This window comes from Caproiciproducens sp. (assembly GCF_053840905.1).
In genome coordinates, this window is the sequence record NZ_JBNLXQ010000015.1 from 37,266 (window position 1) to 51,500 (window position 14,235).

17 protein-coding genes are annotated in these 14,235 nt (G+C 51.3%); 7 read left to right on the forward strand and 10 right to left on the reverse strand.

The annotated features are described in order from the left end of the window. Positions 1-16: 16 nt before the first annotated feature. From ACQGQ5_RS13715 to flgB, 10 genes are read right to left on the reverse strand one after another with little or no spacing between them, the layout of a single operon-like run. Positions 17-538, reverse strand: coding sequence for a flagellar hook capping FlgD N-terminal domain-containing protein (locus tag ACQGQ5_RS13715; RefSeq protein ID WP_455737055.1), 522 nt, complete (start codon positions 536-538; stop codon positions 17-19). 24 nt (positions 539-562) lie between these two features. Next, positions 563-1,933: a flagellar hook-length control protein FliK gene (locus ACQGQ5_RS13720; protein ID WP_455737056.1), complete on the reverse strand. Its 1,371-nt coding sequence runs from the start codon at positions 1,931-1,933 to the stop codon at positions 563-565. A 43-nt stretch (positions 1,934-1,976) separates the two neighbouring features. Continuing rightward, entirely contained in the window at positions 1,977-2,417 is a 441-nt protein-coding gene (fliJ, locus tag ACQGQ5_RS13725; RefSeq protein ID WP_455737057.1) for a flagellar export protein FliJ, read from the reverse strand. Between the two features lie 3 nt (positions 2,418-2,420). Next, the gene (gene fliI, locus ACQGQ5_RS13730) at positions 2,421-3,722 is read right to left on the reverse strand and encodes a flagellar protein export ATPase FliI (protein ID WP_455737058.1); all 1,302 of its coding nucleotides are present in this window, start codon (positions 3,720-3,722) and stop codon (positions 2,421-2,423) included. A gap of 28 nt (positions 3,723-3,750) precedes the next feature. After that, a complete protein-coding gene (locus ACQGQ5_RS13735) occupies positions 3,751-4,536 on the reverse strand; it encodes a FliH/SctL family protein (RefSeq protein ID WP_455737059.1) in 786 nt (261 codons plus the stop codon). Further along, positions 4,529-5,536, reverse strand: a complete 1,008-nt coding sequence (gene fliG / locus ACQGQ5_RS13740) for a flagellar motor switch protein FliG (RefSeq protein ID WP_455737060.1) — start codon at positions 5,534-5,536, stop codon at positions 4,529-4,531. Before fliG ends, ACQGQ5_RS13735 begins: the two co-directional genes overlap by 8 nt. Continuing rightward, complete coding sequence (gene fliF / locus ACQGQ5_RS13745) at positions 5,526-7,154, reverse strand: flagellar basal-body MS-ring/collar protein FliF (RefSeq protein ID WP_455737061.1); 1,629 nt, start codon at positions 7,152-7,154, stop codon at positions 5,526-5,528. The genes fliG and fliF overlap by 11 nt, the downstream gene beginning before the upstream one ends. A 37-nt stretch (positions 7,155-7,191) precedes the next feature. Then, positions 7,192-7,497: a flagellar hook-basal body complex protein FliE gene (gene fliE, locus ACQGQ5_RS13750; RefSeq protein WP_455737062.1), complete on the reverse strand. Its 306-nt coding sequence runs from the start codon at positions 7,495-7,497 to the stop codon at positions 7,192-7,194. A 6-nt stretch (positions 7,498-7,503) separates the two neighbouring features. Then, positions 7,504-7,953, reverse strand: a complete 450-nt coding sequence (flgC, locus tag ACQGQ5_RS13755; RefSeq protein WP_455737063.1) for a flagellar basal body rod protein FlgC — start codon at positions 7,951-7,953, stop codon at positions 7,504-7,506. A 48-nt stretch (positions 7,954-8,001) separates the two neighbouring features. Then, the gene (flgB, locus tag ACQGQ5_RS13760; protein ID WP_455737064.1) at positions 8,002-8,388 is read right to left on the reverse strand and encodes a flagellar basal body rod protein FlgB; all 387 of its coding nucleotides are present in this window, start codon (positions 8,386-8,388) and stop codon (positions 8,002-8,004) included. Between the two features lie 345 nt (positions 8,389-8,733). Between flgB and ACQGQ5_RS13765 the strand changes: the two genes are divergently transcribed. From ACQGQ5_RS13765 to ACQGQ5_RS13795, 7 genes are all read left to right on the forward strand, one after another. Next, on the forward strand, positions 8,734-9,087 hold the full coding sequence (locus ACQGQ5_RS13765) for a hypothetical protein (RefSeq protein WP_455737065.1): 354 nt from the start codon (positions 8,734-8,736) through the stop codon (positions 9,085-9,087). A 47-nt stretch (positions 9,088-9,134) separates the two neighbouring features. Then, entirely contained in the window at positions 9,135-9,617 is a 483-nt protein-coding gene (locus ACQGQ5_RS13770) for a flagellar protein FlgN (RefSeq protein ID WP_455737066.1), read from the forward strand. Positions 9,618-9,629: 12 nt separating this feature from the next. Further along, positions 9,630-11,240 (forward strand): flagellar hook-associated protein FlgK, encoded by a 1,611-nt coding sequence (flgK, locus tag ACQGQ5_RS13775; RefSeq protein WP_455737067.1) that lies wholly within the window; start codon positions 9,630-9,632, stop codon positions 11,238-11,240. A 30-nt stretch (positions 11,241-11,270) separates the two neighbouring features. Continuing rightward, positions 11,271-12,623, forward strand: coding sequence for a flagellin N-terminal helical domain-containing protein (locus tag ACQGQ5_RS13780; RefSeq protein WP_455737068.1), 1,353 nt, complete (start codon positions 11,271-11,273; stop codon positions 12,621-12,623). A gap of 29 nt (positions 12,624-12,652) precedes the next feature. Beyond that, entirely contained in the window at positions 12,653-13,261 is a 609-nt protein-coding gene (locus tag ACQGQ5_RS13785; protein WP_455737069.1) for a DUF6470 family protein, read from the forward strand. Positions 13,262-13,324: 63 nt separating this feature from the next. Beyond that, positions 13,325-13,756, forward strand: a complete 432-nt coding sequence (gene fliW, locus ACQGQ5_RS13790; protein WP_455737070.1) for a flagellar assembly protein FliW — start codon at positions 13,325-13,327, stop codon at positions 13,754-13,756. A gap of 12 nt (positions 13,757-13,768) precedes the next feature. After that, a complete protein-coding gene (locus ACQGQ5_RS13795) occupies positions 13,769-14,008 on the forward strand; it encodes a carbon storage regulator (protein WP_455737071.1) in 240 nt (79 codons plus the stop codon). The last annotated feature ends 227 nt before the right edge of the window (positions 14,009-14,235 follow it).

Sequence of the window (14,235 nt, forward strand, 5' to 3'; positions counted from 1 at the left end):
CCTGTTAAAAACGGATTCAAACCGATTCTCCGCCCGTATCCGATCCATCGGAAGTATCCGGGTCATCCGGGTCCGGCGTTTCCTCGGGTGGTGTTGCGGCATCCGGATTGACGACCTTCATGACGGAGGAAATGTCATACGCCTTGCCGTTGACCACAAGGACGTTGGAACCGGTAGCAAAGTTGACGCTGTCTACGATACCGGTATCTTCCGTATACTTTCCGTTCGTGTCATAACTTGCGACCACAACCTTTTTACCGACAAGGGAAGCCCCGTACTGCGTATAGGAAATTTGCGAAAGCTCCTGCATTGCCTGCAGAGCGGAAAACTGGGCCATCTGGGAAATATACTCCGTATTGTCCGTCGGATTCATCACATCCTGATTGGCAAACTGGGCGGCCAGAAGCTGCAGAAAATCATTCAGTCCCAGCACGGATGAGTTTTGAGAAGCAGAGGTTTGCGAAGTGCCGGAAACGGAATTGGTACCGGAAGTGGAATTCGTGCCGTAGGAATAGGCATTGATCTGATTGATTGCCAAACAAAGTCCTCCTTTCCTTGAATTTTACAGCGAATAAGCCTGCCGCTTCAGCAGCTGCATAACGGAAAGAAAATCGCCGGTGCTGGTATCGTCGTCCCTTAAACCGACCCGGTGGAGCTGTTGATTGTGCTGCTGTTCTTCCTGCTGCTGCTGCGCCTGATCCTGTCGGCCCTGCTGATCCTGCTGGTACCACGCTTTTTCCTGAGCGGGTTCGGAAATCTGCACCGGCTGGGTGACGGTCGTCTGCAGAAGGGTACGGATGTCGGAGCTGTTCTCCATCAGCATGCTTTGGGTCCTGGGATTCGACGCCTGAATGGAAACAGTCAGCACACCGCTTTGCATTGCCAGCTTCACCGACACTTTCCCCAGATCCCGGGGATAGAGGTCCATCTGAAACTCCGGTTTTCCCGCCTTATAGTTGACAAGGATCTGGTCGGCAACCTGCTTACTGGTCGTCCTGGCGGTATCCGACGGAGCGTCGGAAACTTTGATCACCACATTGCCCGTCCGGTAAAGGTCCGAAAACTGCGCCGTATTCTGGCTTTGACCGTCTGCCGGAACAGCATCCCTGTCATCGGCAGGAGAGACATGCTTCGGCTGAATTTCAACCGTTGGAGCAGAGAGCGTTTTCTCCGTACCGGGTTTTGCCTGCACCTCTGAAAATGTCTGCTGCGCCGGTAAACCCTTTTCCCGCGGCTGCGCCGGAGACTGGACGGAAACGGCGGCTGCCGCATCCGAAACCGGAATCTGCTGAGAAGGATTGACACCCGGCTGACGATTCATCGGCGGAGCCGTCTGTTCGGAAGCATCGGCACCGGCGGCAGCGGGAATCGGAACGGATTGTGTTTGCTCGTTTTGGCAGGAAGTTTCCTGTGCGTCGGCTGCGCTTACGGACGAGGCCGCATCTGCCGTCGCCTGCTGAGGCGCATTGCCGGGCGCCGGGATATTCACTGCCGTCTGCGAAAGGGTATCCGCCGCCGTCAAAAGCGGGGTCGCGGTTTCCGCCTGCGGCCGGACTTGCTGAAGGAGCCCGGAACCGGCCGGCAGCTGCTGGACGGTATCCGCACTCAGAACCGGGTCCGCGGTCATTGCCTGGGGCAAAACCTGTAACGGCTCCGGTACAACGGATGGGAACTGTCCGGAGGACAGCAGCTGGCTCAGAAGAGAAACATCCGCTGTATTGAAAACCGGTAAATTTCCCTCGGAAACAGCTTTCCCGCCTTTTGTTTCCTCCTCTCCGGGTTCAGCGTCCGTCTGGGCCGTGCTTTTCAGATCCCTGCCAAGGGTCGCCAGCTCCATGAAAGTATCAAAGGCGTTCGCAGGGTTCTTTATCTGGGATGCTTTGGAATTTTGCGGTACGGTGGAACGTGTGACTTGCTGTATCGTTTTTATCACCTCCTTATCGGGATATTTTATAAATAAAAATATTTATAAGCATTTAAACGGCGCCGCGCGCCTGTCCGACATATTCATCCATTGCGAGCTCCTCGCTTTTCTGAATCTGCTTGAGATACTCCGTCAGCTGTTTGTCGCGAAGCTTTTCCAGCCCCGAAATTTCGCTGTTGACGGCTACAATGTCGGCTTTTTTCTGGGCGATGATATCCAAAAGCTGTTTTTTCTGATCGATCAAATGTAAAATCTTTTGATTCAGGGTATTGAAATACGTTTTATAAATAAGCATATCGCCGGCACTCAGCCCCTTTTGCAGCTCCTCAAGCATTTTGCGGTTGGTCGCTGTGAACTGATCGTTCAGCACATAAATTTCTTTTTCCAATTCGGTCAGCTTCACCTGCAGCAGTGCAAGCTCATTCTTTTTAACGTCGAGCGTCTGCTGTTTAAAGCCGAGTACTTTTTCAAGCGAAAACGCAAACTTCTTCATATCTTACAACTCTTTCATCCTGTTCAGGGTTTCTTCAAACGAAAAGCTCTCATCGGTTCTCTGACACAAAAAAGCATCGATCGCGTCTATTTTCTTAACCGCCTCGTCCAGCCTTGGATTCATCCCCGGCTTATACGCGCCGATCGAAATCAAATCGTAATTCTGGTAATAGACGGACAGAAGGTTCCGGACCTTCGCGGCGGCCTGCTTATGTTCCTCTGACACAATATCGTTCATCAGCCTGGAAACGCTCCCGTTCACATCGATCGCGGGATAGTGGTTTTTATGGGCAAGGGAACGGGTCAGAACGATGTGACCGTCGATGATGCCCCGGACGGTGTCGGAAATCGGCTCGTTGGTATCGTCTCCCTCCACCAGCACCGTATAGATACCGGTAATGGAGCCTTCTTTAAAGTTTCCGCTTCGCTCCAGAAGCTTGGGAAGCTCGGCGTAGATGGAAGGCGTATATCCTCTGGCAACCGGAGGTTCCCCGGCCGCCAGGCCGATTTCCCTCTGTGCCATTGCAAATCTGGTCAGGGAATCCATCATCAGCAGGACGTCCTTGCCCTGATCCCTGAAATACTCGGCGACCGCGGTGGCGACCGTAGCGCATTTCACGCGGTACATGGCCGGCTGGTCGGAGGTGGCGACCACCAGAACGGAGCGCGCCAGCCCTTCCTTCCCCAGATCCTTTTCAATAAACTCGGTAACTTCCCTGCCTCTTTCCCCGACAAGAGCGATTACGTTGATATCGGCTTTGACATTTTTCGCAATCATTCCCATGAGAGTGCTCTTGCCGACGCCGCTTCCGGCGAAAATCCCCATTCTCTGCCCCTTGCCGATGGTCAGCATCCCGTCTATCGCCTTGATGCCAAAGGTCAGCTGCTCGCTGATCCTGGGCCTTTCCAGAGGATTGGTATAGGTGGAATCGACGTCGTAATACTGCCGGATATCAAATTCGCCCAGCCCGTCAATGGGCCTGCCCGCGGCGTCGATGGTCCTGCCCACCAGGAAATCCCCCACCGGAACGCGGAGCTTGCTGCCGGTGGAACGCACCAGGCTGCCGGGGCCGATACCCTTGATATCGCCGTAAGCCATCAGCAGGATATTGCTGTTTTTAAACCCGATGACTTCAGCCATGACTGTTTTGTCGTCGTTGGAATTGCGGATGACGCAGATATCGCCGACATTGGCTTTCAGTCCGGCGGTCTCTATCATCATTCCGACGATATTTTTCACCTTGCCGATATAACAGAGCGGATTCAATTTTTCCAAAGCATCGTAGGAATCCTGAAAATTCAACATTTTTCGCTCCATCTTTAAAAATTGACTGTCATACCTGGAGTGCCTGTTTGATTTTTTCCATCTGCGTGTTCACGCCGGCGTCGACCATCCGGTCGGGCATTTCTATAATGCAGTCGCCGTCCTCCATATCGGGGGAGACTTCGATTTTAATGCTGTCGGAAACATCTCTGAGCGCCTCAACAAGGGACTTGTCCACCTTCTGAAGCAGCGTTTTCGTGTTTTTGGAGACGAAGATTCTGACCCATTCCTGATTGCGGTAAGCGTCCACCGCGTTGGTAATGATGGACTGCATCGCTTTTTCATTCATGCTCAGTTCCCGCCGGATGACTTTTTCCGCAATCGAGACGGCCAGCTTTTTAAGATCGGCCTCATATTTTTGCAGGATTTCGGCCTTCCTGGTTTCCACGGTATCCAGCATCCCGGAAAGCTCTTCGGCGACGGCCCGATTTTCTTCTTCGGCTTTTTGCAGACCGGCCTGCCGGCCTTCCTCATAACCGTCCCGGTACCCGAGCTCCCGTCCCTCTTTGTTTCCTTCCGCAAAGCCCCTGCCGTAGCCTTCCTCCCTGCTTTGCACCAGAACCTGAGCGGCTTCCTGGTTCATCTGCTGGGTGGATTCCCGTACCTTGTTCACGGTGTAATTCTGGGCGGCCTCCATAATCTGCTGCGCTTTCTGAAAGGCCTCGTTTACAATCTTTCTATGCTGATCCTCTTCCAGGGGCGGATCGGGCACTTTCTGAACGCTTCCGTTATTCGACGGAAAGGCAGTCCCGTTTTTAACCGTAACATACTGGGAAGCTTTGATAACGTTAGGCAATAACCTCATCCTTTCCGCCCTTGCTGATGACTAACTCACCCTCACTTTCAAGCCGCCGGATAACGCCGACAATCCGCTGCTGCGCTTCTTCGACATCCCTGAGCCGGACGTTGTGCGTGAATTCCAGATCGGATTTGATGGTTTCGGTGGTACGGTTCGACATGTTCTTGAAGATGACGTCGGAGACCTCCTGATTGGCTCCCTTGAGCGCGAATACCAGATCCTTGGAATCCACCTCGCGCAGGAAACGCTGAATGGACATATCGTCCAGAACGGTGATGTCTTCGAAGACGAACATTCTCTTTTTGATTTCATCGCAGAGCTGTGCGTCCTTGCGCGTCAGTTCATCAAAGATATACTTCTCGTTGGCGCGGTCCATATTGTTCATAATGTCCGCAATATAATTGACGCCGCCGAATTCCATGAAGTCCAGAGACATCAGCGAGGAGAATTTATTTTCAAGGTTATTTTCCACAATCCTGATAATTTCAGGGGAAGTGCGGTCCATGGTGGCAATCCGTTCCACGACGTCAAGCCGCTTGTCCTTCGGAAGATCCGCGATGACCATGGCCGCCTGATCCGCTCTGGCATAGGAGAGAATCAGGGCGATGGTCTGAGGATGCTCGTTCTGGATCATTGCCATCAAATTTTTATAGTCCGTTTTCCGGATAAATTCAAAGGCCTTGGTCCTCAGCGACTTGGTGACGCGTTCCAGAAGAGACGACGCCGTCTGGGCGCCATACGCCTTTTCCAGAACATTCTTCGCGTACTCCATGCCGCCCTCCGTAATGACCTTCTGGGTCAGGCAGACCTGATAAAAATCTCCGAGGACGTTTTCAATCTCTTCGGAAGACATGTGGGACATTCTCGCTATTTCATAGGTCAGCTGCTCCACTTCGTCTTCTTTCAGATATTTATAGACCCTGGAAGCGTTTTCCGCTCCCAGCGAGATAATGACAGCGGCGGCTTTCTGCTGTCCGCTCATCTGCTTATCTGCCATTGCCATCGTCTCCTCTCAGCCAGGATCGGATCAGTTGAGCGGCAATTTCAGGATTCTGTGAGGAGAAATCCTGAATTTCTTTGGTCAAAGCCTGTTCCATGGACGCTTTTTCAGCACGTGCGTCTTCAATTGCCTGCAATTCAATCTCTTCCTCTTCTTCCGGCTGCTGCTCTTCCTCCTCTTCCAGGCGGTCTTTCAGAGAAGCGTCCTCCTGATTTTCGTTCTCTTCCAGCTGGGCCTGCTCCAGCATCTGTTTCTTCTTGCGTCCGCGCGCGACCATCGCCGCAACAAGGATGACGATCAGCAGGGTGAGCAGCACGACGCCGCCGATAATCAAAAGCTGGTTTAACGGGAAGGCCGTCGGCGACGGGCCGCCCGTCTGCTGATCCACACCCGGGAAGACGGCGTTGTATACAGCCACCTTATCCGGCTTTATGGCGGCGGCGTAGGCGGCGAGCTTCGCAATCTCCTGCTTCTGGGTGTCGTCCATCATTTCCTTGTTGACGGCAACGGAAATCGTCATGTCCGCAACGCTTGCGGCGTCCCCCTGAATCTGCTGTTTTACCTGGCTCACAAGATATTTGTAGCTTTCGCTGTCTTTCGTGTAAATTGTATCGCCGTTCACGGTCACGCCCGGATAGGTCGTGGTTTCCGTATTGGATTCGGTCCCGGCGGCTCCCCCGGTTGTTTTCTGGCCGCCTGTTTCCTGCTCCTTCTGCGTTTCGGATTCGCTGATAACACCTTTATTGTCCTGTGACGGATTATAAGTGATGATCTCCTGTACCTTTTTGTCCACATCCATCACGCTTTTGGCGGTCACTTTTACATTGTTCTGGCCAAAAAGCGGCGTCAGGACCTTCAGAACGTTTTTCTCAATATCGTTTTCATATTCTTTTTCAATTTCAAGCTTAAACTGTGAAATGTTGACCTGGTTGGCTCCGTCTGTGCTGGAAACATTCAACTCGTTGCCGGTGGCCGTATCAATGACCGCAACGTCGTCCGTTTTTAAATTCGGCACGCTTTTCGCGACCAATTGCTTGATTCCGTTGACCTGGGACGATTCCAGCGTCTTGCCCGCCGCCAGCGTTACCGTGACGGAAGCGGTCGGCGTTTCGGAATTTTCATCCCACGCATAGCCGCTGCTGTCGGGAATGCTGATGGTCACATTCGCGTTCCGGATGCAGTCCAGCGTTTTGATAACGGCCTCCAGCCTTTGGTTCAGCTGATATTTTTCTATGGTTTTCTTTTCAAAATCAGTGGACATGATATCGACATTATTGGTAAAGAAATCATAGTTCGGCGCCGTTTTCGGATACCCCTCGTTGGCCAGTTCCATCCTCAGGGCATTTTCCTTGTCCTTAGGGACCATGATGGTGCCGTTGTCCTCTTTATAGCTGATATCCCGGTCCTTGAGCTCGTTCATAACCTCAACGGCCTCTGTGTGATCCATCCCGGGATAAAGCACGACATAGGGCTGCCTGTTCAGCAGAATCCCCGCGATTACAGAAAGCAGGACAATTCCGCCCAGAACGCTTAGGATGATGATTTTTTTCTTCTTTGTCAAATTTGCCCAAAAAGCTTTGATTGGGTCAATATATTTTTTAATTTGTATATTCATTGTTTAACCCGCAATCACCCTTCCAGTATACTTTGGCCTAAACACTGATCCTCATGACTTCGTTATACGCGTCAAGGGCTTTGTTGCGGAGCTGAACCAGCATCTGCACGGAGAGAGTTGCCTTTGTAGATGCAATGGCGATATCATGCAAATTGTCGGACTGGCCGGTGGTCAGCTTGTAAAGCTCCCGGTCAAGGCCGGCGTTGGTCGTTTTTACGTTCTGGACAGCGTCCTGAAAAAGATCCTGAAACGGAACTGCCGCGGTACTGGCGGAAGAAGATACTTTTCCGGAGCCTTCAGGGTCAATGACGGAGCTGATTTTTTCAATCGGAACTATCTGCAATTTACGTTACCTCCCCAATTCCAAAGCCTTTACCGCCATTCCTTTTACGGCGTTAAAGGCGGTCAGATTTGCATCGTATGCTCTGGTGGCCGACATCATGTCCAGCGTTTCCTTGATCGGGTCCACGTTCGGCATCATCACATAGCCCTGCTCGTTCGCGTCCGGGTTGGAAGGGTCGTAAACAGGGGTAAAATCGCTGGGATCTTCCTCGATTTTTGAAACCCTGACTCCTTTGGGAGTCTGCTCCGACTCATTTTCACTCATTTTTCTGTCAAGAATGTGCCGGAACGAATTTTGTTCCGCCGGTTCATAAACGACGATTTTTCTGCGGTAGGGTCCCCCGTTTTCCGTTCTGGTGGTGGAAGCGTTTGCGATATTCTCAGAAATAACATCCATGCGAAGCCTGCCCGCAGTAAGGGCAGAACCGCTGATATCCAGCGAATTTAAAAAGGCCACACGAATTCCTCCTACTTTTTACTTTCTCATTCTATTCCCGGGAAGCCGTCAGGCTTTCCCGTCCGTAATGGCGTACCTCAGGCGTGAAAAATAATCCGAAAGCTCGCGGAGGGAATAATAATAGTTAATCTGTGACCTTGCCAACTCTATGTTCTCTTTTTCCGCGTCCACGTTATTTCCGTCCAGCCGCAAGGATTCGTCATCCGACACGCTGGTCCGCGGAGCTGCGCTTTCAATCCGGCTGATCAGATCACCGCTGTTTTCGCCGCCCTCGGACATCAGCTTTTTCAGCTGGTCCTCAAAGCTGACGGACTTACTCTTATACCCCGGCGTTTCAATATTGGAGATGTTGTCGGAGATTTCCCGCTGCCTGATCCACAGGCCGTCCAGGTCCTTGTTCAATAGCGCGGCAGAAACACTGTTAAACCAATCCAAAGCAATCCCTTCTTTCATTTATTAAAAGTATTAAAAATCATTAAAATTCGGTCACGAATTTCTTTGAATATTAAACAAATAATTTCAAAGATATAAATCTGTGACCAAACTTATAAACAATAATAATTGTTTTATATCATATATTTTACCTAATTATATATGCAAATAATGACAAAAGTCAACTGAAATTCGCTTAAAATTCTCTTAATTCGAAATATTTCGATTGTATTTTTTATTTCATAATCATACAACCGTCCAATATAGGAAAAAAGTATTTGGAAATTCAGCTTTTTCTTCTAAATATTTAATCAAACCTGCCGATAATTTTTGCAGAGGTGAGTATTGATGATTATTAAAAGTACCGACCACAATTTCAATTATATAACCAGCCAATATCCCGCCAGACAGCCGGGCCGGGCCGACACCGACGGCACGGTGACCGGGCCGGCGTTTTCCGGCAATCTGAATAAGGCGGCAAATGCTTCCAGGGTGGATAAAATTGAAATCTCGCAAGGCGCCGCGCGCCTTTCAAATAACAGCCAGTTTATTTCGGAAACCAAAGATAAAATTATCGCGGAAATAAACGGGGACAAGGACGAGGAAGCCGTCGGCAGAATCAAGGAACAGCTGAACGTCAGGCAATATGCCGTAAGCCCTGTGGAAATTGCGAAAATCCTTTTGACGGACAATAACGAATGAATATACAAAACAGATGCAAAAAATCAAAGGGCGGGTGAGCAGAGAAAATGATTGGAAAAGAGCTTGCTGAAAAGCTGCTGAAATTCCTTCGCGATTACCTGAATTTTTATAAAAGCTTTCTGGAGATCGAATCTGAAAAATACAACGATTTGGCAAACAACAACGTCGCCACCCTGGACGGGCATGTCAGAAAAGAAGAGGCGTTCATGCTCAAGGCCAGAGGGCTTGAACAGGAGCGCGACAAGCTGGTCGCGCAGACCGGCGATCCAAAGGCGACCTTCCGGCAGCTGATCCCGATGTTCGAGCCTTCCCTGCAGCCGCAGGCGAAAAGTATTTTCGACGAACTTTCACAGGTGACGCTGAATCTGAAGGAGATCAACCTCCGCTGCAATCAGCTCACCGAGCTGAAGCTGCACAAAATCGAAAAAGACGTCAGTAAACTGAAAAACAATCCCGAACTGCAACGGATATACTCCTCAAAAGCGGAAGAGGGATCCACTCCCCCCAGCATTCTGTCCAAAAAAGTTTAAGGAGGTATTCCCATGTCGTCAACTTTTTCCGGGTTCTACGTCGCCAAAAGCGGAATTCAGGCAGCCCGGGCCAATCTGCAGATCACCGGCCAGAATATGACCAATGTAAATACCACGGGCTACACAAGGCAGCGGGTGGACTCCTATTCGGTCGGCCCGACCGGCAGCAACATGCGTTATACGGGCGGCAACCTTGCCCTCGGCAACGGCGTGTACTGCGGCGGGACCAGCCAGATCAGGGACCCCTATCTGGATATCCGCTACCGCGCGGAACACGCTTATGTGGGCAAAACCGACGTCCAGCTGGATACCCTGAGCGACCTTGAGGATATTTTTGACGAATCCTCCAAGGACGGACTCAGCGCACAGTTTTCGGACCTGATCACGCAGCTGAACACACTCGCGTCTTCCCCCACCTATTCCAGCGAGAATATCGTCAAGAACTCCGCCATGCTTCTGACCAAGGCGTTCAACAGCGCGTCCCAGCAGCTGTCGAAAATCCGGAAAGAACAGACAAAGTCTCTTCAGGACGACGCGATCACCAAAGTGAATAATCTTTTAAAGAATATAGCACACCTGAATCAGGAAATCAAAAGCTCGGAAATTTCCGGCACCTCCGCGCTGGAGCTGACCGATCAGCGCAATACCATGATCGACGAACTGTCAAAGTACGCCAATATCGAGGTTTCCACAAAAACGGTGGAGGTGGGTTCCGACCGTTCGGTTTCGGAGCTGCACATCGACCTTGTGTCCGGCGATCAGAAATTCAGCCTGGTGGCGAACGGGGATTACAGCGAGTTCAGCATGGAAACGGATGCCGGCACGGGCTGTGTCACTATGTCACTGGATAACGCCGCAGCCAAAACCCCCGTTCAGGCAGTGGGTTCCGACGGAACGCCCCTTTTCGACAGTGTCACCGGCGATCCCGTCGTTATGGGCAACGCGGACCTGACGGAAGGAGCGTTCGGCGGATATCTTTCCATGCTGAACGAAAGCGGGGAATTCGACTCTGTCACCGGGGAACGCGGCCTCGGTTATTATGAAAAGATGCTGGACAAGCTCGCCGGCGATTTCGCGGACACAATGAACCGGGTCAACAGTACGAACGACGACGGGGACAACAAGCCGCTGTTCACCACCGAGGACGGCACGACGACGACCGGCATCACCGCCGGGAACATCAGTATTTCCAACGCGTGGAACACCGCGACCAGCTCCTATATCACCGCCACCAAACAGACGGGCAGCGTGGATACTTCCAGCAAGGGCGACAACGTGCTTTATATGATCAGCGAGCTCGGCAAAGACAAAACTTACAAAACTACGGACGACGCGGATGCCAAGACTCTGTTTACTACCTCCATCGACTCGTTTATGTCGGACTTATCGGTTTCCGTGCTGGCCCTGCAAAAAAGCGACGTCGGCCGGCAGAACACCACTTACAATTCCACTCTTGCGGAAATCGACACGCAGAGAGCCTCCATATCCTCTGTCGACGTCAACGAGGAAGGCATCAACCTGATTATGTACAATCAGGCGCTGACCGCTTCCTCCCGATTTATGACTACTCTGGACGAGGCGCTGGATACGATCATCAACAAAATGGGGATAGTGGGAAGATAATCCCCACGGTTTAAAAGGAGGACGGCAGCTATGAGAATCACCATGGGAATGGTCATGAAACAATATAACACAAACCTCAATCGTTCGCTGAACGCGCTGAACGCGGCAAACCAGCAGGAATTGTCGCTGCGGAAGTTCGACAAAGCGTCGGAAGACCCGTTTTCGGCTTCCAAGGCATTCGCGCTCCGACGCGAATATCTGAAGAACCAAAGTTATCAGAGCGAGCTGAACGACGCGGCGGATAAGCTTACAACCGCAAACTCCACCTTTCTGACCATCAAAAAGGTCCTGACAGAGGCGGGGTCGGGCGAATGCCTTCAGGCCATCAGCGACACCACTTCCGACACCGGACGCAGCGCGATCGCGAAAACGCTCCGCGGGTATCAGCAGACCATTTTAACACAGATGAACACCCAGTTCGGCGACGGATACCTTTTTGGCGGCGCCAATACCAACGACCCTCCTTTTTCCGTCGGCGAAAGCGGGAATCTGTTATACCGCGGCATCGACGTCAACACGGGCAAAATTGAAGCAGGCTCCACCCTGAGCTATAACGGCGCGCAGATCACGCTGGGCGATACGCAGTTTAACGGCTACAAAATTAAGGTAAAAACCGCGGGGGGCGCCACCCCTTCCGCTTCGGTGGACACCGCTTCGCAAACGCTGACCGTCACCCTGCCGACGGGCGCGAAAAACAGCGATATCCTGGCGGCGCTGAAAGGTTCCTCTCCCCTGCCCGCCACGGATAATCCCTCCGTGACTTTTGATCTTTCAAAAGCAGCAATCTCGGGCGATCTGAACTGTCCGGTGGATCTTTCCGACCAGACGGCCAAGGCGACTGATACCATCGGGCCGGAAGGCCTGAAGGAGCTTGCCAATGAACAGACCTTTATCAACATCGGGCTGGGACTCAGTACGGAAAGCGGAAGCGCGGCAATCAACAGCCAAAGCGTCTATAACTCCGCTATACCCGGTATATCGATTATTGGCTACGGCACATCGGACGGCACGGAAAGCGGCGTTTCCAACAATCTTTACACCCTGCTCGGGCAGATCGCCGACCAGCTTGACGGCGGTAAGAACGCCTCTAATTTTACTTATTCTTACGATGAAATAAAGCCCCTTCTGGACAATTTCAGCGACCAGAGCGACGCTATGATCGGAAAAATTTCGGAATACGGTTCAAAATCCACTTTTCTTTCGACAACACTGACCAACCTGACGTCCATCGGCGATAAAGTCCTTGAAAAAATCGACAGCACCGAATATATCGGTTTTGAGGAAGCCGTTACGGCACAGCTCTATCAGCAGTCTTCCTACAACGCCGCTTTAAAAGTGGGCGCGCAGATCCTTCAGCCGACCTTTTTGGACTTTATGAATTAGGAATCACGCAGCAGGCGAGGTGATTGAAGATGGAACAGCTTTTGGATATCATTCATGTTCCCCTTTCTTTTGAAATGAAAGTCCACAATGCGAAACTGGAAATATCGGACGACACTTTTTCCCAGCAGGGGATTGTGGATTTTACGGATTTAACCCCCTATACGTCCCGGCTGTATTTCGATACGCACGAGTACAAATACAAAGCGAGATCAACCGCCGCAAAAAACCAAACCGGTCAGGTTTCCTGCGAAGATCAGATCCTGATGTCCATGAGCGGCACCGCCGGTCTTGCAAAGGAAGAGAAAACGCTGATGGAAACACAAAACAGCACAAGCACGTTGAGTACCCTTGCTTTTCAGCATCTTCAGCCCACCGTCCAAAGCACGATCGGGATTCCTTCTTATCCAACCGATTTTGACTGGGACGCGCAGAGCCTTTCCGTCCAATATGAAACGGACAGGCAGAATTACGATTGGCTGGCGAAAAACAGGCCGAAGCTGAAGTTTACCCCCGCAAGCGTTGAGTTTGTCGTAAAGGAATACGCTCGGGTAGAGTTCAAATATCTGGGCAAGCCCCAGTACGTTCCGCCGTCGGCCAGCCCCGACTATCAGCCGCCGAAGCTCAATGTGACCGCATAACGCAAAACAGATACAGCCCCCTTCGGGAGGCTGTTTTTTCTAACAGCTGACAAGGAGGAAATTATGGACACGAATCAGGCAGAATTACAGAACATGGAAACCAGCGTTCAAAATATCATTTATTTTGAAGAAGGGATTTTAGGCTTTGAGGATATCAGGGAATATCTTCTGTACCATGAAGAGGAAAATGGGATTATCTGGAGCCTGCAGGCCGCCCACAGCGACATCCCCTCTTTCGTGGTGGTGGACCCCTACCCGATCGTCCACGGCTACAGCCCCGTTTTCCCCCAATCGGAGCTGGATTATTTCGGAGAAACGGACGCGGAAAACCTCTGTGTTCTGGCAGTGGCGGTCATCAAGCCGAATCTGAGCGAATCCGTCATCAACCTGAAAGCGCCGATCGTGATCGACGTCAACACCAAAAAGGCGAAACAGATCATTCTGGAAAATTCAGATTACCCCATCCGCTATCAGTTATTCAGCGATAAAAGATAGGAGGCGCTTCCGATGCTCGTCATCAGCCGAAAAGTCTCCGAATCCGTTATTATTGGAGACAACATTGAAATTATTGTATCCGAAATCAGCGGCGACCGCGTGAAAATCTGCATCAACGCGCCGAAGGAAATCCCGATCATCCGCAAAGAGCTTTGGGAGACCCGCGCCATGAATGAGGAAGCCAGCGTGGCGCCTAAACAGCAGGCCCTTGACCAGCTGAAAAAGGCTTTACAGAAAAAGCCGGAGGATTGAGACTCCCTCCGTCGCGCCCGGCGCGACACCTCCCTCTGAGAGGGAGGCAGGGGTTAGGCTCTCTTTTTGAGAGGGCCGGCAGACAAAATCTGACCAGGAGAGTCAAAAAGAAAAAATATTTCGAAATTCCGCAAAATACCCTAAACTTTTCCAGATTCATACCGAAATATCAGTTGTAAGCAAAAAACTTACACAGTATCTTGTTTCTGCTGCGACAGGGCCCGTCG